At 59.8% G+C, this 26,284-nt stretch carries 19 protein-coding genes; 12 read left to right on the forward strand and 7 right to left on the reverse strand.

Annotated features, from left to right (window positions below; translation table 11 throughout):
- Positions 1-26: 26 nt before the first annotated feature.
- Complete coding sequence (locus CKW26_RS26605; protein WP_095050774.1) at positions 27-776, forward strand: molecular chaperone; 750 nt, start codon at positions 27-29, stop codon at positions 774-776.
- An 84-nt stretch (positions 777-860) separates the two neighbouring features.
- On the forward strand, positions 861-3,353 hold the full coding sequence (locus CKW26_RS26610; protein ID WP_095050775.1) for a fimbria/pilus outer membrane usher protein: 2,493 nt from the start codon (positions 861-863) through the stop codon (positions 3,351-3,353).
- A 130-nt stretch (positions 3,354-3,483) separates the two neighbouring features.
- Here the strand turns inward: CKW26_RS26610 and CKW26_RS26615 are convergent, their stop codons facing one another.
- The 3 genes from CKW26_RS26615 to CKW26_RS26625 form a co-directional block, all read right to left on the reverse strand.
- Positions 3,484-7,158, reverse strand: coding sequence for a translocation/assembly module TamB domain-containing protein (locus tag CKW26_RS26615; RefSeq protein ID WP_095050776.1), 3,675 nt, complete (start codon positions 7,156-7,158; stop codon positions 3,484-3,486).
- Positions 7,155-8,882: an autotransporter assembly complex family protein gene (locus CKW26_RS26620; protein WP_095050777.1), complete on the reverse strand. Its 1,728-nt coding sequence runs from the start codon at positions 8,880-8,882 to the stop codon at positions 7,155-7,157. The genes CKW26_RS26615 and CKW26_RS26620 overlap by 4 nt, the downstream gene beginning before the upstream one ends.
- A 66-nt stretch (positions 8,883-8,948) precedes the next feature.
- On the reverse strand, positions 8,949-9,599 hold the full coding sequence (locus CKW26_RS26625; protein ID WP_007912451.1) for an N-acetyltransferase: 651 nt from the start codon (positions 9,597-9,599) through the stop codon (positions 8,949-8,951).
- A gap of 321 nt (positions 9,600-9,920) precedes the next feature.
- Between CKW26_RS26625 and xthA the strand changes: the two genes are divergently transcribed.
- Both xthA and CKW26_RS26640 read left to right on the forward strand, forming a co-directional pair.
- Complete coding sequence (gene xthA, locus CKW26_RS26635) at positions 9,921-10,733, forward strand: exodeoxyribonuclease III (RefSeq protein WP_064389273.1); 813 nt, start codon at positions 9,921-9,923, stop codon at positions 10,731-10,733.
- Between the two features lie 163 nt (positions 10,734-10,896).
- Positions 10,897-12,231: a substrate-binding domain-containing protein gene (locus CKW26_RS26640; RefSeq protein WP_095050779.1), complete on the forward strand. Its 1,335-nt coding sequence runs from the start codon at positions 10,897-10,899 to the stop codon at positions 12,229-12,231.
- 119 nt (positions 12,232-12,350) lie between these two features.
- Here CKW26_RS26640 and CKW26_RS26650 read toward each other — a convergent pair whose 3' ends face one another.
- Positions 12,351-13,580, reverse strand: a complete 1,230-nt coding sequence (locus tag CKW26_RS26650) for an acyl-CoA dehydrogenase (protein ID WP_095050781.1) — start codon at positions 13,578-13,580, stop codon at positions 12,351-12,353.
- A 171-nt stretch (positions 13,581-13,751) separates the two neighbouring features.
- Between CKW26_RS26650 and CKW26_RS26655 the strand changes: the two genes are divergently transcribed.
- The 3 genes from CKW26_RS26655 (at position 13,752) to CKW26_RS26665 (ending at position 16,327) form a co-directional block, all read left to right on the forward strand.
- On the forward strand, positions 13,752-14,681 hold the full coding sequence (locus tag CKW26_RS26655; protein WP_016986544.1) for a LysR family transcriptional regulator: 930 nt from the start codon (positions 13,752-13,754) through the stop codon (positions 14,679-14,681).
- A gap of 196 nt (positions 14,682-14,877) precedes the next feature.
- The gene (locus CKW26_RS26660; protein WP_038362702.1) at positions 14,878-15,279 is read left to right on the forward strand and encodes a MerR family DNA-binding transcriptional regulator; all 402 of its coding nucleotides are present in this window, start codon (positions 14,878-14,880) and stop codon (positions 15,277-15,279) included.
- A 148-nt stretch (positions 15,280-15,427) separates the two neighbouring features.
- The gene (locus tag CKW26_RS26665; RefSeq protein WP_095050782.1) at positions 15,428-16,327 is read left to right on the forward strand and encodes a hydroxymethylglutaryl-CoA lyase; all 900 of its coding nucleotides are present in this window, start codon (positions 15,428-15,430) and stop codon (positions 16,325-16,327) included.
- A 664-nt stretch (positions 16,328-16,991) separates the two neighbouring features.
- Here CKW26_RS26665 and CKW26_RS26670 read toward each other — a convergent pair.
- Entirely contained in the window at positions 16,992-18,689 is a 1,698-nt protein-coding gene (locus CKW26_RS26670; RefSeq protein ID WP_095050783.1) for an AMP-binding protein, read from the reverse strand.
- A 294-nt stretch (positions 18,690-18,983) separates the two neighbouring features.
- Here CKW26_RS26670 and CKW26_RS26675 point away from each other — a divergent pair, with 294 nt between their 5' ends.
- The 4 genes from CKW26_RS26675 (at position 18,984) to CKW26_RS26690 (ending at position 24,648) form a co-directional block, all read left to right on the forward strand.
- Positions 18,984-20,147: an isovaleryl-CoA dehydrogenase gene (locus CKW26_RS26675; protein ID WP_095050784.1), complete on the forward strand. Its 1,164-nt coding sequence runs from the start codon at positions 18,984-18,986 to the stop codon at positions 20,145-20,147.
- 11 nt (positions 20,148-20,158) lie between these two features.
- The gene (locus tag CKW26_RS26680; RefSeq protein ID WP_095050785.1) at positions 20,159-21,766 is read left to right on the forward strand and encodes a carboxyl transferase domain-containing protein; all 1,608 of its coding nucleotides are present in this window, start codon (positions 20,159-20,161) and stop codon (positions 21,764-21,766) included.
- 117 nt (positions 21,767-21,883) lie between these two features.
- Positions 21,884-22,699 (forward strand): gamma-carboxygeranoyl-CoA hydratase, encoded by an 816-nt coding sequence (locus CKW26_RS26685; protein WP_093434145.1) that lies wholly within the window; start codon positions 21,884-21,886, stop codon positions 22,697-22,699.
- Positions 22,699-24,648, forward strand: coding sequence for an acetyl/propionyl/methylcrotonyl-CoA carboxylase subunit alpha (locus CKW26_RS26690; protein WP_095050786.1), 1,950 nt, complete (start codon positions 22,699-22,701; stop codon positions 24,646-24,648). The genes CKW26_RS26685 and CKW26_RS26690 overlap by 1 nt, the downstream gene beginning before the upstream one ends.
- Positions 24,649-24,688: 40 nt before the next feature.
- On the opposite strand, the gene CKW26_RS26695 is transcribed toward CKW26_RS26690, so the two are convergent.
- Entirely contained in the window at positions 24,689-25,348 is a 660-nt protein-coding gene (locus tag CKW26_RS26695; protein ID WP_095050787.1) for a LexA family transcriptional regulator, read from the reverse strand.
- A gap of 130 nt (positions 25,349-25,478) precedes the next feature.
- Here CKW26_RS26695 and CKW26_RS26700 point away from each other — a divergent pair, with 130 nt between their 5' ends.
- Positions 25,479-25,817: a DUF6124 family protein gene (locus CKW26_RS26700; protein ID WP_093434137.1), complete on the forward strand. Its 339-nt coding sequence runs from the start codon at positions 25,479-25,481 to the stop codon at positions 25,815-25,817.
- A gap of 219 nt (positions 25,818-26,036) precedes the next feature.
- Here the strand turns inward: CKW26_RS26700 and CKW26_RS30005 are convergent, their stop codons facing one another.
- On the reverse strand, positions 26,037-26,201 hold the full coding sequence (locus CKW26_RS30005) for a hypothetical protein (protein WP_156685516.1): 165 nt from the start codon (positions 26,199-26,201) through the stop codon (positions 26,037-26,039).
- Positions 26,202-26,284: the final 83 nt, after the last annotated feature.

The following is a 26,284-nucleotide window of genomic DNA, read 5'->3' on the forward strand; positions in this document are numbered from 1 at the left end:
TTTCAATCACTTGCGCGGTAACCATCATGTTTTATCGTCACTCATTGTCCTTTTGCGCGGGCCTGCTGGGCCTGTTCGTGGTCAATCAGGCCACCGCCGGCATTTCCTTGAGCAGCACCCGCCTGGTCTTCGACGGCCAGCACAAGGAAGCCGGCATCACCGTGCGTAACAGCGGTGCAGATGTTCTGGTCCAGTCGTGGATCGACACCGATGCCAGCGAAACCACCTCCGTGCCGTTTGCGGTCACACCGCCACTGGTGCGCGTCAGCGGCGACGAACAGCAAATACTGCGGGTCATCTACGAAGGCACCGGCATGCCGACCGACCGCGAATCGGTGGTCTGGCTCAACGTGCAGGAAATCCCCCAGAACGCGAAGACCCAGAACACTCTGCAACTCGCCGTGCGCCAGCGCATCAAGGTGTTCTTCCGCCCGGCCGGTCTGAAAAACAACGCCTATCTGGCACCGGGCGAATTGACCTGGCGCCTGGCCGAGCGCGCCGGCAAAAGCGTGCTGGTGGTGAACAACCCCGGCCTGTATCACGTGTCGATTGCCGATATCACTCTGCAATCCGGCGCACTCAGCGAGCACCCGTTTGATTCGATGATGATCGCGCCCGGGGAACGCAAAGAGTTCGCCCTCAAACAACTTCATTCAACTAATGCGGCAAATTTGTTGTTCAGCAGCATTAACGACTATGGCGCCCAAGATCGTTATACCGCGCAACTTTCCAACAGCGCTGACACCAGCGCCAGTCCAAAGAAAGAAACGCCATAACTCGCGAATCGCTCTGATCGCACACTTTCACTGTATTTCTCTTCGCTCCGTTAGTTCGTATCGGAGGTGATATAGGGTTCCTGCATGTTTTTACTCAAACGCGACGGTTTGACGTCGTTGTTGATCGCCTCGGCTATCAGCTCGGCGTGCCAGGCTGACGGCGAAGAACAGTTCAACACGTCGTTTCTGCAAGGTGCCGCGTCGACTGTCGATGTGCAATCGCTGCTCGCCAGCAACAGCGTACTGCCCGGCAACTACCGGGTTGACCTCTACAGCAACGACACGCTGGTCGGTCGTCGCGACATCGACTTCCGTCGCCACCCCGGCAACGGCAAGATCCAGGCCTGCCTGACCCTGGAAATGGTCCAGCAATTGGGCGTCGACATCGCCAAGTTGCATGCCAGCGGCAAACTCAACGCTGACGACCCGAACGCCTGCCTCGACCTGCCGGCATTGATCGAACATGCCAGCGTGCGTTACGACGTGCCGCGCCTGCGCCTGCTGGTCAGCGTGCCGCAAAGCGCCATGGAACGTGGCCGGCGTGGTTACGTTGACCCGGCCCTGTGGGACGAAGGCGTGCCTGCGGCGTTTATCAACTATCAACTGAGCAGCAACCGTAACAGCACGCAGACCGCCAACACGCTTTCCAATAACGTCGGCTTGCGCAACGGCATCAACCTCGGTGGCTGGCGCTTGCGCAACGAGTCCAACTTCAACAGCAGCACGGGCCAGCCGAGCACCTTCAAAAGCAACCGCAGCTATCTGCAACATGACCTGACCGCGTTGAAAGGCCAGTTCAGTGCCGGGGATATTTTCTCCGACGCCGACCTGTTTGACAGCGTGCGCTATCGCGGCTTGAAACTGGCCTCCGATGACGGCATGCGCGCCGACAGCGAGCGCGGTTATGCACCGGTCATTCGCGGGATTGCCCAGTCCAGCGCCACGGTGGAAATTCGTCAGAACAACTACATCCTCTACACCACCAACGTGCCGCCGGGCCCCTTCGAGATCAGCGATATCTATCCCAGCGGTTCCAACGGCGATCTGGAGATCACGATTATCGAGGCCGACGGTCAGCGCCGGGTGACGGTGCAGGCGTTTTCCAGCCTGCCGATCATGGTGCGCCAGGGGCAGTTGAAGTACAGCGTCTCGGCCGGCCGCTACAACAGCAACAGCGACGATCAACAGTCGCCGCAGTTCGTCAGCAGCACGCTGGCCTATGGCATCAGCAGCAACTTGTCCGGCATCGTCGGCGTGCAGGCGACCGAGGATTTCCAGGCGTTGTCCGTGGGCGCCGGGCGCAATACGCCGATCGGCGCCGTGTCACTGGACGTGACCCATTCCGCCAGTCGCACCTTTGGCCAAGTGGTCAAAGGCAACAGTTTGCGCGCGCTGTACGCCAAGACATTTACCGGCACCGACACCAGCTTCACCCTCGCCGCCTATCGCTATTCGACCGAGGGCTATCGCACCCTCACCGACCACGTCGAGGAGTTGAGCCACGAGGGCGAAAAACGCACGGGCAACTCGAAAACCCGCACCGACCTGACCATCAACCAGAGTCTGGGGACTAACCAGCAATATGGCAGCGTTTACCTCAACGCCAGTGACCAGCGCTATTGGGGACGCGGCGGATCGCAAAGCCTGTCGGCGGGTTACAGCAATTATTGGGGCGATGTCAGCTACAACCTCGGCGCGACCTACACCAAGGATGTCGGCAACTATGGGCCGGCGAACAATGACACTTTGGTCAACCTGTCGCTGTCGTTCCCGCTGGGTTCGAAACCTCGCGCGCCGCGAGCGTTTGTTTCCGCCAGCACACAGAAAGCCACCGACAGTACTCAGGTCGGGATCAACGGCTACCTGACGGAAGACAGCGACACCTATTACTCGGTGCAAGGTGGCAACAGCAGCACCGGGGGCAGCAGCGGTTCTGCCAACCTCAGCACCCGCACCTCGGTGATGGACATCAGTGCCGGTTACAGCCAGGGCCGCGGCTACAACTCGCAGAACCTTAATCTGGCCGGCTCGATCGTCGGCCACGGCGGCGGGATCAACCTCGGGCAAACCGTGGGTGAGACGTTTGCGTTGGCGCAGGTCGAAGGCGTTTCCGGGGTGAAAATCGGCAGTTTCTCCGGAGCGAAAACCGGGCGTAACGGCTATGCCGTGGTGCCCAACGCGCAACCCTATCGGGTCAACTGGATCAACCTCGACACCCGCGATCTGGGCGGCGATATTGAAATCGATAACGCAACCCGGCAAGTGGTGCCGCGCCGCGGTGCAGTGGTGCTCGCGCGCTATGCGAGCAAGACCGGACGCCGCGTGCAATTTGCCTTGTTCGATGCGCAGCACCGGCCGATTCCCTTCGGCGCGTCGCTTGAAGATGCCGCCGGCAAGCAACTGGCGATCTCCGACCCGAGCGGCAAGGCACTGGCGCTGGTCGCGGACGACGCCGGCACCCTGACCATCAATTGGCAAGGCCAGCGCTGCGAGGCGTCGTATGCACTGCCCGAGCGGGACAAGGCGTTGAACTACGAGCGGGCCTCCCTGGTGTGCCGCGCGCCAGTGGCTGACTGAGAAGACGCCATCGCTGGCAAGCCAGCTCCCACAAAGTCCTTGGCGCACACAACAATCATGTACGCCACAGAAGCTTGTGGGAGCTGGCTTGCCAGCGATTGAAGCGACTCGGTTCAGGAGAAAGCGCGATCTAGAAATCGCGCTTGTAGAAAATATCCAGCGAACTGGCCACGCCACTGGCCGCCTCGACATAGACCTTCTTGCTCAGCTTGTAGCGCAGCGCAATGGTGCTGGCCGGTTCAAACACGCCAACGCCATAACGCAAACTGAGCTTCTCGGTAATATTGCCGCTGGCCACCACACTGGTGGCATCGCCGCTGCCTGCCGTGTCGAGCTGGAAGTCCTGAATACCCAGATCCTTGGCCAGGCTGCTGGTGACCCCGGAGCTGCCCATCAGACCCAGACCCAATGCCGCTTGCGCGAGCATGTTGTTGTCTTCGCCGTTGGTGCTCAGCGGACGACCGAGGACCAGATAGGACAACGCCTGCTCCTGGCTCATCGCCGGCTCGGAGAAGATCTGTGTGGTCGGCTGCTCGGCGCTGCCACTGAGGCGAATACCGGCGATCACGTCGTCGGTCTGGCGGATCGCTTCGATGTCCAGATACGGCTGATCGAGGGGGCCGGCGAACAACAGACGCGCACGGCGCACTTGCAGGCGCTGGCCGTAGGCACTGTAGCGGCCGTCGTTGAGCCACAGTTCGCCACGGGTGTCCATGTTGTCGCCGATGTGCACATGGCCTTTCACGTTGGCGGTCAGGCCGAAACCGGCGAAAGCCAGTTTGTCTTCGCCGACCACCACGTCGATGTCCATTTTCATCGCCATCGGCGGTTTGCCCTCTTCGGTCTGCGCGCCGACGATGATCGTGTCATCGGAGACTTTCACCGTTGATGGCGGCAATTCGCGCACGGTGATTTCGCCTTTGGGCACCTGCACTTTGCCAGCGATTTTCAGCTCGTCGCCGGCCATGGAAATCTTCAGGTCCGGCGCCACTTCGAGCTTGGCATAGGGCTCGACGGTGACCGGCAATTGCGTGCCTTTGAGCGCCAGATCGACCATCAGTGCCTGACCCCAGGCGATGTTACCGTTCAAGCTGCCCTGCCCGCTCTTGCCACTTTTCCAGCCGCCGTCGAGGCGTACCGATTCGCCGGCAATCAGCGCGGTGAGTTGCAGGTTCTGCAGTTCCATCGGCAACTCGGCGCCGGACACTTCACCGTCGCTGAGTTGCACGGTGCCGTTGACCAGCGGCGCGAGCAATCCACCGGAAATCGTGCCGCTGCCATTCAGGCGCCCGGTGAGTTTTTCAACCATCGGCACAAACGGCCGTGCCACCGACAAGTCCAGCCCGGAGAGACGGAACGAGCCGCTCAGCGGTTTGTTTTTCGGCAGTGGATTGAGCTGTGCCTGCACCATCAACTCGCCGAGTTTGCCGCCGACGAAATTCAGCTCGGTGTCGACGCGTTTTGGCGTGAGTTTGCTGGTGAGTTTCAGGGTCTGGTACGGGAAGTCCAGCCACTGTTCCTTTTCCTTCATGCGCAAGGTGCCGCCACTGGCGTCGATGCTGACCACGCCGTTCGGGCCGCTGGCCGGCAGATCCAGTTGCAGATCGGCATTGAGCTTACCCTTCCAGGCGAAATCTTTTGGCAGCCATTGCGCGAGGCTTTCGATCGGGAACTGCTTGAGGTGGTAGCGCAGTTTCGGCTCCGGCATCAGGCGCTGATCTTCACCGCACAGGCTGGCGTCGCCGGACATCCAGCAATGAGCGCCAAAGTTGATTTTGCCGTCTGCCAGACGTTCGAGCTTGGCCGGGCTTTGCAGTTTCCAATCCTGGCCACCCGCCTGAATATCGCCACTGGCCAGACGACCACGCCAGTTGCCCTTGTCCAGATTGCCATCCAGACCGAGGGCTAGTTTCAGCTTCGGCCCGATCAGGTCGAGGTTGAGTTTCTGGTTCTTGATGTCGCCTTGGGCGCTGGCGGTCAACACACCCAGATTGGTGTCGCCGGCCTGAATGCCGCTGCCCTTCAGATCGATCTTTGCCCGCTGCGCACTGTCGAGGGTGGCGTCGAGGTTGAGGCTTTGCAGGCGATTGTCCTGGAAGGCCAGTTGCGAACCTTGCAGGTCGAGTTTGCCCTGCGGTGCTTTCAACGTGCCGGCGACATTGACCTGCCCGTTGACCTGCCCGCGCAGTTGCGGCCAGAGCTGAGCCAGACGCGACAGCTTGATATCAATCTGCCCGGTGAGTTTCTGTTGCAGACTGCCCTTGCCGCTGATGCTGTTGTCGCCGAGACGGATTTGCAGGGCATTCAGATTCCACTGTTCGCCAGCGCCATCAGCCTTGGCCTGGAGGATCGCCGGTTGACCGCGCAATTTGCCTTTCAAGTCGAGGTCGGCGGTGAGGCTCAGCCGTTCGTTCTTCATTTCGCCTTGGCTTTTCAGCGGTCCAGCTAACGTGCCCGGCAATTCGGCGACCCAGTACGCCGGGTTGAGCGCCGACAGTTCCAGCGCGGTGTCCCAGGCGATACCGTCGGCGAACTGCACATTCACATGGCCTTCAGCCTTGCCCTGCCCGGCTTCCATTTTCAGTTGCGGCAAGGCGATCTGTTTCAGGCTGCCGCTGAACGGACTGCTCAGGGTAAACGCGCCGGCCGGACCATCCAGAGCGGCGGCGAAGTTGCCGAGGTATTGACCATCGGTGTAGGAGACTTCGCCCGTGAAGGTGCGCAAAGCGACCTCAGGTTCGTCGATTTCGTTGTAGAGCCGATGCCACGGAAAGTCCTGCCAGTTGATGTTGGCTTGGGCGCTGAGGCCTTTACTCCAGTCGACGCTACCGGTGAGTTTCAGGCTTTGTTTGTCGTTGGCTGTCAGATCAAGGCCGGCGATCTGCGCGCCGCTGGCGTCGACTTTGCCTTTGAGCAGCAGCGCCACTGGGCCTTTGTCGGCGGGCAGCGTGGCGTTGCCGTTGAGCTGGTAACCGTTTTTCAGGTCGCCTTCACCCGTCAACAGCAATTGATTGAGTTGCAGGGTGTCGGGCAGGTCGGCGCTCGGTTTGAACGCCTCGCTAGTGATGCGCACCTTGGCTGGCAGGTTTTCCGCCAGCGGTTGCAATTCACCACTCAACTGGCCGTCGAGGTAACCCCGGCTGTCGGCGTGCAGGTTGAGGGTTTTCAACAGGTCGCCGTCGATCTTCAACGCCAGCGCCCACAGCCCCGTGCCCGGCGACGGCAATGTCAGGTCACCGGCGATGTTCAGCGGCCAGTTGCCGGTCGGCGTGAGTGTGCCGGACAGGTTGAGGCTGAGCTCGTCGCGCTGCAATTTCACGCTGTCGATCTGCATGCCCTGGGCGGTCCAGTGCGCCGCCAGTTGCAAACCCTTGAGCTGCTCGCTGCCGTTGAATAACAGGCTGCCAACCTGCACGTCGCCCAGTTCGATGGCCACCGGCAATTGCAGATCCGGCAGTTTGATCGGGCCGCTTTCGGTAGTTTCTTCGCTCGGTGGAAATTGCAGAATGACCTGATCAGCCTTGAGCTGTTCGATGCACAGAGTCATGCGCGTCAGGCACAGCGGCGACCAGGCGAAGATTGCCTGGTTCAGTTCGACGCGACTGCTGTCCTGCTGCCACAACAGATGATCGGCACTCCATTGCCCGCCAAGGCGCCCCTGGAAATTCTCGACGCTGAGCCCCGGCACAAGGCCCAGTACCCAACGGCTGCCAGCCGCCGTGCCGAGTACGGCGGTGACGCTCAATACAATCAACAACACCAGCGCCAGCAGCGTCAGCGCCGTAATTTTCAAACCACGCTTCACAGCTCAGGCCCCATGGAAAAGTGCAGCCGGATGCCGCCATCGTCGTCGAGTGCGTGGGCCAGGTCGAGGCGGATCGGCCCCACCGGCGAGACCCAGCGCACACCAATGCCGACCCCGGTCTTGAGGTTCGGCAGTTCGAGTTTGTTGAAGGAGTTGCCCTGGTCGACGAAGGTCGCCACGCGCCATTTTTCGGCGATCGAGTATTGATACTCGACGCTGCCAGCGACCATGTAACGGCCGCCGATTCGGTCGCCATCGGAGTTTTTCGGCGACAGACTCTGATAGTCGTAACCGCGCACGCTCTGATCGCCACCGGCGAAGAACCGCAGCGACGGCGGAATCGAGTTGTAGCCATTGGTGGCGCTACCGCCGACCTGCACGCGACCGAGCAAGCGATGTTTGTCGAACACCGTGGTCAGGCCTTTGACCAGCGCGGTGCCATACAGAAGGTTGTTGTCCGAGCCGAGGCCTTCCTTCGCCACTTTGCTTTCGAAGCTCAGGCGATAGCCGTTGTGCGGGTCGATGCGGTTGTCGCTTTTCAGATACGAGTAACTGATGCCGGGCATCAGCAAGGTGCTCAGGCCGGAGTCATCGCCGAGTTCATATTCTTCACGCTGCCATTTCAGCGAAATCACCCGCTGCCAGCCGCTCGGCAATTTGCTGTGCCATTCCGGGCCGAAGGTCAGCAGTTTGCTGAGCGTGTCGGAACCGTCGATGTCTTCGAACTGATAACCGCCGGCCCAACGCAGTTTGTCGGTCAGCGGCGGGTCAAGCGGGATGTCGTAGAACAGCCCGACGTTTTGCCGTGGCGCCGAGAGTTCGGCTTCCCAACCGTAGCTGTCGCCTTGCGGGTTGACCCAATGGCGCGTCCAGTTGGCTTTGATGCGCGGGCCGACGTCGGTCGAATAACCGAGGCCCAGGCCCATGGTGCGCGGCTTGCGCGTGTCGAGTTTGACGTCCACCGGGATCACGTCATTTTTCGCGGTCGTCGGTGCGGCATCGACGCGCACGCCTTCGAAATAGCCGCTCGATTGCAGGTCGCGATTGAGTTCGGCGATCAGCTCGGAGTCGTACGGCTCGCCCTCCTTGAACGGCACCATGCGTTGCAGCAGGTCTTCATCGAACGGCGTATCACCTTCGAATTTGACTTTGCCCAGCGCATAACGCGGGCCGCTGTCGTAGATCAGTTCGATGTCGGCCACCCCGGCGCGCGGGTCGACCATAAGTTTTTGACTGGTGAAATGGCCACTGAAAAAACCGAAGCGCGAGGCCTGATTCTGAATAAGTCTTTTGGCGTCTTCATAACGCCCATGGTTGAGCACCGCACCGGACTTGAGCGCGTCGCTTTTCGGTACACGAAAGGATTTGAGGGAGGCAGCCGGGCCGTCGACACGAATGGTGACGTTGCGCAGGTGAATAGGCTCGCCGGGATCGATGTTCAACACCAGGCGCGGCTTGTCGCCGCCCTTGACGTCACTTTCAATCTGCGGCTGGTAGTAGCCCAACGCCTGAGCCGCTTTGCGCGCCTGCTCTTCGGCACCGCGACTGAAGCGCTGCAGGGCTTCTTCGTCACGATCGCCGAGGCTGCCGATATAGCCTTCTATATTGGCCTTGAGTTCATCGTTGGACGGTTTGATCCGCACATCCAATTCACTTTGCGCCAGCGCCGTGCAGCTGGTTAACAGCAGGAGCACGCCACTGGTAAATCTTCCTGGAAACTTCATAGGCGCGGATGCTATCACGGGCTTGGGAGCGTGATAGAACAGGAAATTTCCCAAGAAGTTCGATTGTCATGCTGTTGCAGTTTGTAACACCTGCGGATTGGCGTGGAAAAATACGTGTTCGCGCACCGGGCCGACGGCAACTTCGCCGATCTCTTCGTAACCCTGCCTTTTATAGAATTCCAGATAGCGCGGGTTGCCAGTGTCGAGCACCACGCCTTGCGAGGTTTCGTCGACGGCGCACCAGTTGTGTACGGCGGTCAGCAATTGTTCGCCGAAGTGTTTGCCCTGGAACTGCGGGTGAATGCCCAACAAGGGAAGCATGTGCACGGAATCGCTGGGCACACACGCGGCGACGGCGTCGTGGTATTCCAGATAGCGTCGGGTGCAACGAAAACCGGTGCTGAGCACCATGCGCAGGCGCCACGCCCAACTCTCGGTGATGCCCAAACGCCGTTGCGGTGGCGCGATCAGGGCGATGCCGATCAGGCGGTCGTTGACCAACAGGCCGATGGCGGGCAGGTCCTGCAGAAAGTGTTGCTTGACCAGTTCACGCACCGTCGCCCGCACCCGTTGCTCGTAGCCGGGGCGCTCGGCTTCGAACAGGTAGCCGAAGGTCGGTTCGTGGCGATAGGCCTGATAAAGCAGCGAGCGGGCTTCGCGGGAATAACCGCGGTCGAGCATATGTATGTCGGCGATGGCGGTCTGGGTTTCAGGCATGACGGTGAATCTCCCCGGGGCGCGTGCAAATGGCGGCGCTCTTGTTGGTACGAACCTTTTACGGGTGGCGTGGTTCCCCACAGGTATAGACCAACTCGGGATCTTCATCGACCGGTGGGGCCTCATCGCTGGCAAGCCAGCTCCCACAGGTTTCTCTGGTGTACATGAATGTTATGAACGACGCCGACATTGTGGGAGCTGGCTTGCCAGCGATGGGGCCCTCCGGGACAACACATGTCCCACAGGCCAAAATGATTTCTCCCACACTGGCCCATCTCCCCCATGTCAGCTAGCATCGCCCTTTTGCCAGGACTGCCGACCATGAAGATCGTTTCCTTCAACATCAACGGACTGCGTGCCCGTCCGCATCAGCTGGCAGCGCTGATCGAAAAACACCAGCCGGACGTGATCGGCCTGCAGGAAACCAAGGTCCACGACGACCAGTTCCCGCTCGAAGAAGTCCGCGCCCTCGGCTACCACGTGTATTTCCACGGCCAGAAAGGCCATTACGGCGTGGCCATGCTCTCGCGCAAGGAGCCGATCGCCATCCACAAAGGTTTCGCCACCGACGAAGAAGACGCTCAGCGTCGCTTTATCTGGGGCACGTTCGCCGACGCCAATGGCGTACCGGTGACCATCATGAACGGCTATTTCCCTCAGGGTGAAAGCCGCGACCATCCGACCAAATTCCCCGCCAAGCAGCGTTTCTACAGCGATCTGCAAGCGCTGCTGGAAAGCCAGTTCCACAACGAGCAGCCGCTGGTGGTGATGGGCGATGTGAATATTTCCCCGGAAGACTGCGACATCGGCATCGGCCCGGACAACATGAAGCGCTGGCTGAAAACCGGTAAATGCAGCTTCCTGCCGGAAGAGCGCGAGTGGATGGCACGCCTGAAGAACTGGGGTCTGACCGACAGCTATCGCCACTTGAACCCGGACGTGACCGACATGTTCAGCTGGTTCGACTACCGCAGCCGTGGATTTGAGGATGAGCCGAAGCGCGGGCTGCGCATCGATGTGATTCTGGCGTCCCATGGCTTGTTGCCGCGGGTGAAGGCTGCGGGCGTGGACTACGAACTGCGCGGGATGGAAAAACCCTCCGATCATGCGCCGATCTGGCTTGAACTCAGCTGATATCAGCCAAGATCAAAAGATCGCAGCCTTCGGCAGCTCCTACATTTGGAATGCGTTCCCCTGTAGGAGCTGCCGAAGGCTGCGATCTTTTGATCTGTCATCTTTTGGTCATGCGCCTGACTTAATCTCCCCGGCAATCCCCTTGGCTTGATTCGGTGCCGGCATGACCCTGCGTGTTCTGTGCGTGTTTCTCTTGAGTGCGTGGCTGACGGTTTCTGCCGCCGCCCTGCCCCTTCCTGAAAACGGCCCCGCGCTGCGCATTCAAGGTTCCAACACCATCGGCGCCGAACTCGGCCCCGCACTCGTTGAGGGCCTGCTGCAAGAGCAAGGCCTGCTGAAAATCCACCGAGAAACCCCGGACACCGCCAACGAACTGCGCATCGTCGGCCAGACCAGCGAAGGTAAACGCGTGGTCGTTGAAGTCGCCGCCCACGGTTCCAGCACCGGTTTCACCGCGTTGAAAAATGCCAGCGCCGACCTCGCCGCGTCTTCCCGCGAGATCAAGGACAGTGAGTTACAGACCCTGCAATCACTGGGCGACCTGAAAAGCCCCGCCGCTGAACAAGTCATCGCCATCGACGGCCTGGCGATCATCCTTCATCCCGACAATCCCCTCCAACAACTGGACACTGAGCAACTGGCGCGGATCTTCGCCGGCGATGTGAAAACCTGGGAAGACCTCGGCGGGCGTGGTGGTGCGATTCATTTATATGCGCGCGATGATCAGTCCGGCACTTACGACACGTTTAAGGAACTGGTCCTGAGTCGTCGTGGGAAAAGTCTGAGCAACGCGGCGAAAAGGTTTGAGTCCAGCGAACAGTTGTCCGACGCGGTGAGTAGCGATCCGCAAGGCATCGGTTTCATCGGTTTGCCCTACGTGCGTCAGGCCAAAGCCGTGGCCATTGCTGATGGCGCATCGCAGTCGATGCTGCCGCTCAACAGCCTGATCGCTACAGAAGACTATCCACTGTCGCGGCGGTTGTTCTTCTATCTGCCACCCGACAGCAACAATCCGTGGGCAAAAGCCTTGGTGACGTTTGCGCAGAGCCGTCAGGGCCAGGTGATTGTCGCGGCAAACGGTTTTATCAGTCAGACCGTGCATGCGATGAGCGTCGCGCCGAATGCACTGATGCCCGAGGGTTATCAATCCCTCAGCCGTCACGCCCAGCGTCTGACAGTGAATTTCCGTTTTGAAGAAGGCAGCGCGAGTCTGGATAACAAGGCGCGGCAGGATCTGGCGCGGGTGATCGACTATATAAAACGTCATGACAAGACCGAGCGCGCGGTGACATTGGTTGGTTTTGGTGATGCCAAGGATGACCCGGCACGGGCAGATCTGCTGTCGAAGCTGCGGGCGATGGCGGTGCGGCGGGAATTGGTGAAGAACGGCGTGGTGTTGCGTGAGGTTCGTGGCTTTGGTGCGTTGATGCCGGTGGCGGCGAACAATGCGGATGAGGGGAGGATCAAGAATCGGCGGGTTGAGGTTTGGGTGTATTGATATCACCAGATCGTTCCCACGCTCCGCGTGGTAACGCCACCATGGACGCTCCGCGTCCACTGTGACGCAGAGCGTCACGGGATGCATTCCCACGCAGAGCGTGGGAATGATCAGGTGGATCAGCGTTCGCTACGCAACATTTCCTTCGGCACATACTTGCCGATCTCGAACTTGCCGATCGCCGCGCGGTGCACTTCGTCCGGGCCGTCGGCCAGGCGCAGGGTGCGTTGCATGGCGTACATGTAGGCCAGCGGGAAATCGTTCGACACCCCGGCCCCCCCATGCATCTGAATCGCTCGGTCGATCACCCGCAGTGCGACGTTCGGCGCAACGACTTTGATCTGCGCGATCTCGCTTTTCGCCACTTTGTTACCGACGGTGTCCATCATGTACGCCGCCTTCAGCGTCAGCAGACGTGCCATGTCGATTTCCATTCGCGAGTCGGCGATCTTGTCGACGTTACCGCCCAGACGCGCCAGCGGTTTGCCGAATGCAGTGCGGCTTACCGCACGTTTGCACATCAATTCCAGAGCCCGTTCAGCCATGCCGATCGAGCGCATGCAGTGGTGAATCCGGCCTGGGCCAAGGCGACCTTGCGCAATTTCAAAGCCGCGACCTTCACCGAGCAAAACGTTTTCGAACGGCACACGCACGTTGTCGAACAGCACTTCGGCGTGGCCGTGCGGAGCGTCGTCGTAGCCAAACACCGGCAACGGACGGACGATTTTCACCCCGGGAGTGTCGACCGGTACAAGGATCATCGAGTGCTGGGCGTGGCGCGGCGCATCGGGATTGCTCAGGCCCATGAAGATCAGGATCTTGCAGCGCGGGTCGCAGGCGCCGGAGGTCCACCATTTTTTGCCGTTGATCACCCACTCGTCACCATCACGCACGGCGCGGGCAGCCATGTTGGTCGCGTCCGAAGAGGCAACGTCCGGTTCGGTCATGGCGAATGCCGAGCGGATTTCACCGCGCAACAGCGGTTCGAGCCAGCGCTGTTTCTGTTCTTCGTTGGCGTAGCGCACCAGCACTTCCATGTTGCCGGTGTCCGGTGCCGAGCAGTTGAACGGTTCCGGCCCGAGCAGCGAACGGCCCATGATTTCCGCCAATGGTGCGTATTCGAGGTTGGTCAGGCCGGCACCGAGTTCCGACTCAGGCAGAAACAAATTCCACAGACCCTCGGCCTTGGCCTTGGCTTTGAGCTCTTCCATGATCGCCGTCGGCTGCCAGCGATCGCCTTCGGCAACCTGGCGTTCGAACACCGCCTCGGCCGGGTAAACGTAAGTGTCCATGAACGCGGTCACGCGCTCACGCAGTTCTTGCACCTTGGGCGAATAAGCGAAATCCATGATCAATTACCTTCTTGGGCAGAGGTTGTTTAAGTCATGCAATCGATGCTAGAACAGCGCTGATAATTTACCTAGCCTATTCTCGGCGTGTATAAACATTCATCACCGATATATGATCGGCTGATTACCAGCCCCTAAATCACCGCCCTTAATAACAAGAGAAGCCGCGTTATGAATCTGAGTAAGGTCGACCTCAACCTTTTCATCGTCTTCGACGCGATCTATACCGAAGCCAACCTGACCCGCGCCGGGCAGATTGTCGGTATCACCCAGCCGGCGGTGTCCAACGCCTTGGCGCGGTTGCGCGAAACCTTTAATGATCCACTGTTCGTGCGCACGGCTCAGGGCATGGTGCCGACGCCGATGGCGCAGAACATCATCGGCCCGGTGCGCAACGCTTTGTCGCTGCTGCGTGTGTCGGTTCAGGAAAGCCGCATTTTCAACCCGGCGCAGGCGGTCAAGACCTACCGCATCAGCATGACCGACCTCACCGAAGCGGTAATTCTGCCGCCGCTGTTCCAGCGCCTGCGCCGTCTGGCGCCGACCGTGATTATCGAAAGCTTTCTGTCCAAGCGCCGCGAGACCACCAAGGAACTGGCCGCCGGGCGTCTGGATTTCGCCGTGGATGCGCCGCTCAACACCGACCCGCAGGTGCGCCACGTCAAGCTGATGGAAGACCGTTACGTCTGTGCGATGCGCAAGGGGCATCCGATGGCAGGCAAGGAAAAGCTCTCGCTGGATGATTACCTGTCGCTGACCCATATCCATATTTCCAGCCGTCGCAGTGGTCTGGGTTATGTCGATCTGGCGCTGGGCAAAATGGGCATTCAGCGCAAAATTGCCCTGCGCTCGCAGCACTATCTGATGGCGTCGCAAGTGATGCAGCAGACCGACATGGTCATGACGGTGCCGGAGCGCTTTGCCCGTCGGCATGAGCTGCAGGCGTTTAATCTGCCGGTGAATGATGTGCCGCCAGTGGAGACGCATTTGTATTGGCATGAAAGCACTGACCAGGATCCGGCGAATCGCTGGATGCGCGAGCAGATGATCGAGTTGTGCCAGCAGGTGACGGCGCAGGAGAAGAAGCTGGATAAGGTGTAGGGCTTTTTACCGCGGCGCTGCCATCGCGAGCAGGCTCACTCCTACAATTGGTTGCATTTCTTCAGATGAAACACGGTCAACTGTAGGAGTGAGCCTGCTCGCGATGAGGCCAGCATGAACACCACAGATCATCCTTCTTGACGTAAACGTCAACCTGCCATTAGCTTAGCGCCAAGACCTTTTTTCGAGCGCTTCCATGAGCAGCCAGACTTACAGCATCTCCGACCTCGCCCGCGAGCTGGACATCACCACCCGGGCGATCCGCTTTTACGAAGAGCAAGGCCTGCTCAGCCCTGAGCGCCGTGGCCAGGAACGTATCTATTCGCCACGCGACAAGGTCAGCCTGAAGCTGATCCTGCGCGGCAAGCGCATCGGTTTCTCGCTGGCCGAATGCCGTGAACTGATAGAGCTTTACGACCCTTCCAGCGGTAACACCAAACAACTCAACAGCATGCTGGCGAAAATCAGCGAGCGCCGGGAACAATTGGAGCAGCAGTTGCTCGACATTGAGCAAATGAAGCTGGAGCTCGATACCGCCGAAGAGCGCTGCGTGCAGGCACTGGAGCAGACGCTGAAGAGCCAGCAGGCCATTCAGTAACAACCCCATTCCCTGTGGGAGCGAGCCTGCTCGCGAATGCAATTTGTCATTCGACATCTATGGTGATTGACCCGGCGCATTCGCGAGCAGGCTCGCTCCCACAGGGGGATATCCGCAGACTTCAGATAACTACAACAGGTCAACCGTCATGTCCCTCCCCTCCCAAGTACGCCTGATCGAAGTCGGCCCGCGCGATGGCCTACAGAATGAAGCCCAACCGATCAGCGTGGCCGACAAGGTACAACTAGTCGATGCACTCAGCGCTGCCGGCCTTGGCTATATAGAAGTCGGAAGTTTCGTTTCACCGAAATGGGTCCCGCAGATGGCGGGTTCGGCCGAAGTGTTTGCACAGATCCAGCGCAAGCCGGGCGTGACCTACGGCGCACTGGCGCCGAACCTGCGTGGCTTCGAAGATGCCATCGCCGCAGGGGTCAAGGAAGTCGCCGTGTTCGCGGCCGCGTCTGAGGCGTTCTCGCAGCGCAACATCAACTGCTCGATCAGCGAAAGCCTGGCGCGCTTCGCACCGATCATGGAAGCGGCGCAACAGCACGGCGTTACCGTGCGCGGTTACGTGTCCTGCGTGCTCGGTTGCCCGTACGAAGGCACGGTCGCGCCGGAACAAGTGGCGGTGGTCGCGCGCGAGCTGTATGCGATGGGCTGCTACGAAGTTTCGCTGGGCGACACCATTGGCACCGGCACCGCTGGCGCGACTCGCCGTCTGTTCGAAGTGGTTTCAGCGCAAGTGCCACGAGAAAAACTGGCCGGGCATTTCCACGACACCTACGGCCAGGCCATGGCCAATATCTATGCCAGCCTGCTCGAGGGCATCTCGGTGTTCGACAGCTCTATCGCGGGCCTCGGCGGCTGCCCGTACGCCAAAGGCGCGAGCGGTAACGTTGCTACCGAAGACGTGGTGTACCTGCTCAACGGCTTGGGTATCGAGACCGGTATCGACCTGGACGCCTTGATTGCTGCGGGTCAGCAGATCAGCGCGGTGCTCGGCCGCCCGAGCGGTTCGCGCGTGGCCAAGGCTCGTAGCGCGCAGTGAGGGGGGAAGGTGTTACCGCTGTGTCCGGAATGTGGGTTCAAGCGAGTAACACGGAAACAAATTGTCTGGTTTCGTCGGAGTGAAAAATCTCTGAAATTTTCAAACTATTGATTTATAAGGATTTTTAAAAGTTGGCACGGCTTCTGCTATCTCTATGGCATAACAAGAATAAAAAGCAGCAAACCAATAAAAATAAGACGTACCGACTCTGACATAACAAAAACAACACGGCAGAGACGCAGCTAACAGATTTTTTTGGAGAAGGTGTGCTTTTCAGGGTGCTCTCAGGAGTGACCCGCAACCGGGCAGAGAACAATAAAACTACCTTCAGGTAGCTCCCGAATCGGTTGGATCGCTTAGCGAGAAAGTAGATCAGCGCTCAAAAAAATACGTTTGCTCTTGACCCCGGATGGGGGTCGCCAAAAACAGCGGTAAAGGGCCACGGTTGCCAAAAACAACAACAGACCGACCCTCAATAATAAAAAAGAGCACGCGACGACAAAATTAAAGGGGAGCTTCGGCTCCCCTTTGTGCTTTCTATAATTCCTCAATCCCCCAAATCCCTGTGGGAGCTGGCTTGCCAGCGATTGCGGTAGATCATTCAACATTGATGCTGGCTGATCCGACGCCATCGCTGGCAAGCCAGCTCCCACAGTGTTTGTGTTCACCGCTCGATTGTTTTCAGTTCTTCGATACTGATCTCACGCATCCTGAATTTCTGGATCTTGCCCGTCACCGTCATCGGAAACTCTTCAACGAACTTGAAATGCCGTGGCGTCTTGAAATGCGCGATACGCTCCTTGCACCAGGTTTGCAGCTCCAGCTCCGAGGCGCTGTGGCCGGGGTGGAATTTGATCCAGGCAACAATCTCCTCACCGTAACGCGAGCACGGAATGCCGATCACCTGCACATCCGCCACGGCCGGATGGGTGAAGAAAAACTCCTCAAGCTCACGCGGGTAAATATTCTCGCCGCCACGAATGATCATGTCCTTGTTGCGCCCGGCAATGTTGACGTAGCCCTCCTCGTTCATGCTCGCCAGGTCGCCGGTGTGCATCCAGCCCGCGTCATCGATGGCTTCGGCGGTGGCTTGCGGATTGTTCCAGTAACCGAGCATCACGCTGTAGCCACGGGTGCACAGTTCGCCGATGGTGCCGCGCGTCACGAGGTTGCCGGCTTCGTCGATGATCTTGCTCTCCAGCTGTGGCTGGGTGCGGCCGACGGTGGTCACGCGCAATTCCAGCTCATCGGTCGGGCCGGTTTGCAGCGACACCGGGCTGGTTTCGGTCATGCCGTAAGCGATCTGCACTTCGCTCATGTGCATCTCGCTGATCACCCGACGCATCACTTCGATCGGGCACGTCGCGCCCGCCATGATTCCGGTGCGCAGGCTCGACAGATCGAATTCGCCACGTTGCGGCTGGTCGAGCATGGCGATGAACATGGTCGGTACGCCATAAAGACCGGTGGCTTTTTCTTCGGCGACGGTTTGCAGGGTCAGCAACGGATCGAAGGCATCGCTGGGGTAAATCATCGTGCTGCTGTGGGTGATGCAGCCAAGATTGCCCATGACCATGCCGAAGCAGTGGTAGAGCGGCACCGGGATCACCAGACGATCGCGCGGGGTCAGGCCGATGCTTTCACCGACCATGTAGCCGTTATTGAGGATGTTGTAGTGGCTGAGGGTTGCGCCTTTGGGGAAACCGGTAGTGCCGGAGGTGTACTGGATGTTCACCGGTTGATCAAAGTGCAGGCTGTCGCTGCGTTCGCGCAGTTGATCGGGAGAGATGCTGGTGGCCAGATCGGCCAGTTGCGACCACGGCAGAAAACCTGACGGTGGTTGCGCGTCAAGGCTGATTACCCCACGCAGTGCGGGGAGGCGTTCGCTGCGCAATTGGCCGATGGGTTGCTCGGCCAGTTCCGGCACCACCCCTTGCAACATGGCGTGGTAGTTTGAGGACTTGAACGCCCCCGCGCAGACCAGCCATTGGCAGCCGGATTGCTTGAGCACGTATTCGAGTTCGGAGCTGCGATAGGCCGGGTTGATGTTGACCAGGATCACGCCGATTTTTGCCGTAGCAACTTGGGTGACGCACCACTGCGCGCAGTTCGGCGCCCAGATACCGAGGCGATCGCCGGCCTGCAAACCCAGGGCGAGCAGCGCTCTGGCGTGCAGGTCCACCGCATCGGCCAGTTGTCGCCAGGAGTAACGCAGCTGCTGATGGCGCACGACGAGCGCTTCGCCGTCAGGGTATTGCGCGGCGGTGTGATCGAACTTCTGCCCGATGGTCATCGCCAGCAAGGCTTTGTCCTGAGATCCACGGGTATAGCTGCGCTGCGGGTTTGCACTGGGTTGATCCATGACGACCCCTATTGTCTTTATTTATGGGTTGCCGACGGTCACTTGTAGGAGTGAGCCTGCTCGCGATCTCGATCCTACTGTCAACATTTACGTCGACTGACACGACGCCATCGCGAGCAGGCTCACTCCTACAAAAACCAATCAGCTTTCAATCTTGAACTGCCCTTACTCTCGCTCAAGTTGACGTTAACGTAAAGGGTGATTGACAGCCATCCATCGCAGGCTTACGTTAACGTAAAGGTGAGAGCTGAGTGACCGCCCTCCCCACCCTACAAAAAAGCCAAAAGGTGACCCATGAGCTATCCATCCCTGAACTTCGCCCTCGGTGAAACCATCGACATGTTGCGCGATCAGGTTCAGTCCTTTGTCGCCAAGGAGATCGCTCCGCGCGCCGCGCAGATCGACAGCGACAACCTGTTCCCCGCCGACATGTGGCGCAAATTCGGTGACATGGGCCTGCTCGGCATCACCGTGCCGGAAGAGTACGGCGGCGCGGGTCTGGGTTACCTGGCGCATGTGGTGGCGATGGAAGAAATCAGCCGTGGTTCGGCCTCTGTAGCGCTGTCCTACGGTGCGCACTCCAACCTTTGCGTCAACCAGATCAACCGCAACGGCAACCACGAACAAAAAACCCAATACCTGCCGAAGCTGATCAGCGGCGAGCACGTTGGCGCACTGGCGATGAGCGAACCGAACGCCGGTTCCGATGTGGTTTCGATGAAACTGCGCGCCGACAAACGCGGCGACCGCTTCGTCCTCAACGGCAGCAAAACCTGGATCACCAACGGCCCTGACGCCAACACCTACGTGATCTACGCCAAGACCGATCTGGAAAAAGGCCCACACGGCATCACCGCGTTCATCGTCGAACGCGACTGGAAAGGCTTCAGCCGCAGCAATAAATTCGACAAGCTCGGCATGCGCGGCTCCAACACCTGCGAGCTGTTTTTCGATGACGTCGAAGTGCCGGAAGAAAACATCCTCGGCGTGCTCAACGGCGGCGTCAAAGTGTTGATGAGCGGCCTCGATTACGAACGCGTCGTGCTCTCCGGCGGCCCGACCGGGATCATGCAGTCGTGCATGGACCTGATCGTTCCATACATCCACGACCGCAAACAGTTCGGCCAGAGCATCGGCGAGTTCCAGCTGATCCAGGGCAAAGTGGCCGACATGTACACCCAGCTCAACGCCAGTCGCGCCTACCTCTACGCCGTGGCCCAGGCCTGCGAGCGCGGCGAAACCACCCGCAAGGATGCCGCCGGGGTGATCCTCTACACCGCCGAGCGCGCCACGCAAATGGCCCTCGACGCGATCCAGATTCTCGGCGGTAACGGTTACATCAACGAATTCCCGGCGGGCCGCTTGCTGCGTGACGCCAAGCTGTACGAAATCGGCGCCGGCACCAGTGAGATCCGTCGCATGCTGATCGGCCGCGAACTGTTCAACGAAACCCGCTAACGGAGCTGACCATGGCTACCCTGCACACTCAGCTCAACCCCCGCTCGCCGGAGTTCGCCGCCAACAGCGCGGCGATGCTCAAACAGGTCGACGCCCTGCACACCCTGCTCGCCCAAGTGGCGCAGGGCGGCGGCGCGAAAGCCCAGGAACGCCACACCTCACGCGGCAAACTGTTGCCTCGTGAACGCATCAACCGCTTGCTTGATCCGGGTTCGCCATTTCTGGAGATCAGCCAACTGGCCGCCCACGCTGTGTATGGCGAAGACGTGCCGGCCGCTGGTGTGATTGCCGGGATCGGCCGGGTTGAAGGCGTCGAATGCATGATCGTCGCCAACGATGCGACGGTGAAGGGCGGTTCGTACTACCCGCTGACCGTGAAAAAACATCTACGCGCACAAACCATCGCGCAACAGAATCGTCTGCCGTGTATCTATCTGGTCGATTCGGGCGGCGCCAATCTGCCGCGTCAGGACGAAGTGTTTCCGGATCGTGAGCACTTCGGGCGGATCTTCTTCAACCAGGCCAACATGAGCGCGATGGGCATTCCGCAGATCGCCGTGGTCATGGGCTCGTGCACTGCCGGCGGCGCGTATGTACCGGCAATGGCGGACGAAGCGATCATGGTGCGCAATCAGGCGACGATTTTCCTCGCCGGCCCGCCACTGGTGAAGGCCGCGACCGGTGAAGTGGTCAGCGCCGAAGACTTGGGCGGTGCCGATGTGCACTGCAAGATTTCCGGGGTCGCCGACCATTACGCCGAGAGCGACGAACACGCCCTCGCCCTCGCCCGCCGCAGCGTTGCCAACCTTAACTGGCGCAAACTCGGTGACGTGCAGCAACGCGCGCCGATTGCGCCGCTGTACGCCAGCGATGAGTTGTACGGCGTGGTCTCGGCTGACGCCAAGCAGCCGTTCGACGTGCGCGAAGTGATTGCGCGACTGGTCGACGGTTCGGTGTTCGATGAATTCAAGGCTTTGTTCGGCACCACGCTGGTGTGTGGCTTTGCGCATCTGCACGGCTACCCGATCGCGATTCTGGCGAACAACGGCATCCTTTTCGCCGAGGCCGCGCAGAAAGGCGCGCACTTCATCGAACTGGCCTGCCAACGCGGCATTCCGCTGCTGTTTTTGCAGAACATCACCGGTTTCATGGTCGGTCAGAAATACGAGGCCGGCGGCATCGCCAAACATGGCGCGAAACTGGTAACGGCCGTGGCTTGCGCGAAAGTGCCGAAATTCACCGTGATCATCGGCGGCAGCTTCGGCGCCGGTAACTACGGCATGTGCGGGCGCGCTTACGATCCGCGCTTCCTGTGGATGTGGCCGAACGCGCGGATCGGCGTGATGGGCGCCGAGCAGGCGGCGGGCGTGTTGGTGCAGGTCAAGCGTGAACAGGCTGAACGCAGTGGCCAGGCCTTCAGTGCCGAGCAGGAAGCCGAGATCAAGCAACCGATCCTCGACCAGTATGAAGAGCAGGGTCACCCCTACTATTCCAGCGCACGGCTGTGGGACGACGGCGTCATCGACCCGGCGCAGACCCGCGATGTGCTGGTCCTGGCCTTGTCCGCGTCGCTGAACGCGCCTATCGAACCGAGCCGCTTCGGCGTGTTCCGGATGTGATTTTTTGTGGGAGCGAGCCTGCTCGCGAATACGGTTTGTCAGGTAGCGGAAATGTCGACTGATACAACGCGTTCGCGAGCAAGCTCGCTCCCACAGGAACCGTGGAGACGGATGAATATGAGTGACTTCAACACCCTCGAACTGCACAGCGACCCACGTGGCTTCGCGACGCTGTGGCTCAATCGCGCGGAAAAGAACAACGCCTTCAACGCCGAGATGATCCGCGAGCTGATCCTCGCGCTGGACAAAGTCGCCAGCGACGCCAGCCTGCGTTTCCTGCTGGTGCGTGGTCGTGGCAAGCACTTCAGTGCCGGCGCTGATCTGGCGTGGATGCAGCAATCGGCCGAGCTCGATTACCACACCAATCTCGACGACGCTCGCGAATTGGCGGAGCTGATGTACAACCTCGCCAAGCTGAAGATCCCCACAGTGGCCGTGGTGCAAGGCGCGGCGTTCGGTGGCGCGCTGGGGCTGATCAGTTGCTGTGACATGGCGATTGGCGCCGATGACGCGCAGTTCTGCCTGTCGGAAGTGCGCATCGGTCTGGCGCCGGCGGTGATCAGTCCGTTCGTGGTGCAGGCCATCGGCGAACGCGCTGCGCGTCGATATGCCCTGACCGCCGAGCGTTTCGGCGGACAACGTGCACGGGAAATCGGTTTGTTGTCCGAGAGCTATCCTGCTGCCGAACTTGATCAGCAAGTCGAACAGTGGATCAACAATTTACTGCTCAACAGCCCCGCCGCCATGCGCGCCAGCAAGGATCTGTTGCGTGAAGTCGGTAACGGCGCGCTGACCCCGGCGCTGCGCCGCTACACCGAAAATGCCATCGCCCGTATCCGCGTCAGCCCTGAAGGTCAGGAAGGCTTGCGCGCCTTTCTGCAAAAACGTCCGCCGAGCTGGCAAGCCGCAACCACCACCAAGGAGCCGCGTTGATGAGCGTACCTGTTCTCACCACCCTGCTGGTGGCCAACCGTGGCGAAATCGCCTGCCGCGTGATGCGCACTGCCAAAGCCTTGGGCCTGACCACGGTTGCCGTGCACAGCGCCACCGACCGTGAGGCGAGGCACAGCCGGGAAGCGGATATTCGCGTGGACCTGGGCGGCAGCAAAGCCGCCGACAGTTATCTGCAGATCGACAAGCTGATCGCAGCGGCCAAGGCCAGTGGCGCGCAGGCGATTCATCCGGGTTACGGGTTTCTCTCGGAAAACGCCGGGTTCGCTCGTGCCATCGAAGCGGCCGGGCTGATTTTCCTCGGCCCGCCCGCCTCGGCCATCGATGCCATGGGCAGCAAATCCGCCGCCAAAGCACTGATGGAAACCGCCGGTGTGCCACTGGTGCCGGGTTATCACGGCGAAGCGCAGGATCTCGACACCTTCCGCGATGCCTGCGAACGCATCGGTTATCCAGTGCTGCTCAAAGCCACGGCCGGCGGTGGTGGCAAAGGCATGAAAGTGGTCGAGGACGTCAGCCAGTTGGCCGAAGCCCTCGCCTCGGCTCAGCGTGAAGCGCAGTCGTCGTTCGGCGATTCGCGCATGCTGGTGGAGAAATACCTGCTCAAGCCACGTCATGTGGAAATCCAGGTGTTCGCCGATCAGCATGGCAACTGCCTGTACCTCAATGAACGGGATTGCTCGATTCAACGCCGCCATCAGAAAGTCGTCGAAGAAGCGCCGGCACCCGGTCTGTCCACGCAACTGCGGCGGGCGATGGGTGAAGCAGCGGTGCGTTCGGCACAGGCGATCGGTTACGTCGGCGCCGGTACGGTGGAGTTCCTGCTGGATGCGCGCGGTGAATTCTTCTTTATGGAGATGAACACGCGGTTGCAGGTCGAGCACCCGGTGACGGAAGCGATTACCGGTCTTGATCTGGTCGCCTGGCAAATCCGCGTTGCCCGTGGTGAAGCACTGCCGATCACTCAGGAACAAGTGCCGTTGAACGGCCATGCGATTGAAGTTCGCTTGTACGCCGAGGATCCTGCAAATGACTTCCTGCCGGCGACCGGACGTCTGGCGTTGTATCGCGAATCGGCCGAAGGGCCAGGGCGCCGGGTGGATAGCGGGGTTGAAGAAGGCGATGAAATTTCGCCGTTCTACGACCCGATGCTCGGCAAGCTGATTGCCTGGGGCGAGGATCGCGAACAGGCTCGGTTGCGCTTGTTGAGCATGCTCGACGAGTTTGCGATTGGCGGTTTGAAAACCAACATCAACTTCTTGCGGCGGATCATTGCGCACCCGGCGTTCGCGGCGGCGGAACTGGATACCGGGTTTATTCCGCGTTATCAGGAGCAATTGCTGCCTGCACCGGGCACGCTGAGCGATGCGTTCTGGGCGGCGGCGGCTCAAGCGGTGGCGCAGAGCCTGCCACAACTCGCACGCCAGGATGACCCTGCTTCGCCTTGGTCACTCAATAGCGGTTTGCGTGCGGGGCTGCCGCCGGAAATCACCCTGCATTTGAGTTGCGAGGGGCAGGATCGCGCCTTGACGCTGAATGCTGCCGACCACGCCAGACTGTCCGGCGAAGCACTTATCGTCGAGCACGAGGGCGTTCGTCGTACGTTGCGTGCGATTCGCCAGGACGATGCGTTGTACCTGCAATGGGAAGGCGAGTTGCGCCGTATCGAGACGTACGATCCGATCAGCGCCGTCGAAGCCCGCCACAGCCATCAGGGCGGCCTGACCGCGCCGATGAACGGCAGCATTGTCCGTGTGCTGGTCGAGGCCGGGCAATCGGTTGAGGCCGGTGCGCAACTGGTGGTGCTGGAAGCGATGAAGATGGAACACAGCATCCGTGCGCCGCATGCCGGGGTGATCAAAGCGCTGTATTGCCAGGAAGGTGAAATGGTTGGCGAAGGCAGCGCTTTGGTTGAGCTGGAAGAAGTATGAACGGGAGGATCGATCCTGCGCCTGGCGAGGATCGATCTGACTAGTAACGCGCCGTTGCCTGCACCACAACACCGATGATTCGACACTCATCGGTCAGCAGGGCTTTCGGCCACGTCGGATTGAGCGGCACCAGGTAACGCTGGCCGCCCTCTTCGTCGAGTTTGCGAAAAATCGCCTCCGTACTGTCGGGCCACTGGGCGATCACCAGTTTACCGGGCAGCGCTTCGGCGGCCGGGTCGACCAGAATCAGCATGCCTTCGGCAATGCTCTGGCCACTCGGTGCGGTCATTGAATCTCCCGTCACCGTCAACCAGAACGCCGGGCCGCGCGCGTGGTAATCCGTCAGCTCGAAGCGCTGTTTGCCGGACGCCTTGCCGTAGGACGCCGGATCGCTTTCACGCACTTCGCACGTCGTCTGCCAATCGCTGACCGGGTAACGGAAGTACGGGTTGTACTTCTGCGCCAGCGGCATCTCGTCTTCGGACGTGGGTTGCGGTTCACGGATCACCAGCACCACTTCGAGGAAATCCATGCCCAGCGCTTGCAGCACCCGGTTCATTTCAGTGATACCGGGTTCGCGACGCTTGTTCAGCCAATGGCCGATCCCGCCCTGGGACATGCCGACGCGCTCTCCGAGCTCTGTTTGAGTGATTTTGAGTTCACTCATCTTGGCCTTGACCAACTCAATCCATTTATCCATGTGCAGCACCTTACGTGGACGCCTTCGGCCAGCAAAACACATATTGTAGTATTTAAATTCTCGTCACAACTACACAGAGTACTATTCTGAAGGCACGGATTTTCAATCGACCAAGGAGTGCCCCCTCATCATGAATATCAGCAGCAAAGACTTGCCCGATCTGCAAATGGACACCACCTTCACCTCGCCCCAAGGCAATGCGGCGGCGCAACGAGCGCTGGACTATTACTTGAAACCAGCTGTGTCAGAACCTGAGGTCGACGAGCGTTTTTTCGATGTCAGGCGCCATCTCAGTGGCGAGGAAGCCCTGGTGCATGCCTCGGACCTGTTGCGCTGCGCGGCAGCCACGGCGTTCAAGGCAGCCGAAAACCTGCAAGGCGCGAGTCGCGATCTGGCATTTTCAGTGGTGCATATGGTGGATATGGCGCGGGCGATGGTCGACCATTCACTCGATGGCGATGAAGCCTGAGAAACGGAAGTGCAGGCGGACGGGAAAGAATTTTCCAATCGCGCAGGTAAAAACATTTGACTTGCAAATGATAATGATTATTATTGCAAGCAGCTGGTCGCGAGATCAGTCGATGGACCAGAGACCTTAGGTCGGTCTTCTGGACTATCTCCTCATCAGGCTAATCACGGTTTTTGACCCGGCTTTTTGCCGGGTCTTTTTTTTGCCCGTTTTTCAGGCTTATGGCTTCAGGCTAATGAAGTCTTTAGGTGCTGCAAATTCGATGGCGCGGATAATATCAAAAGAATATTGGTTGGCAAGCGAAGCCCGGCCACATTGGGGCAAACTAATGCCAATTAGCACTTGAGAATCAATCGCACAGTCTCTAAGCTGCTTGCGCGTCATGGAGGACGCCCCCCGCCACACACCGCAATTCCCCTCGGTTTCAGCCCTGCCTGCGTGTACAGTAACGGCCATAAAAATCATAT

Origin of the sequence: Pseudomonas sp. Irchel s3h9, from assembly GCF_900187475.1 — a bacterium.
Taxonomy (GTDB): Bacteria; Pseudomonadota; Gammaproteobacteria; order Pseudomonadales; family Pseudomonadaceae; genus Aquipseudomonas; species Aquipseudomonas neuropathica.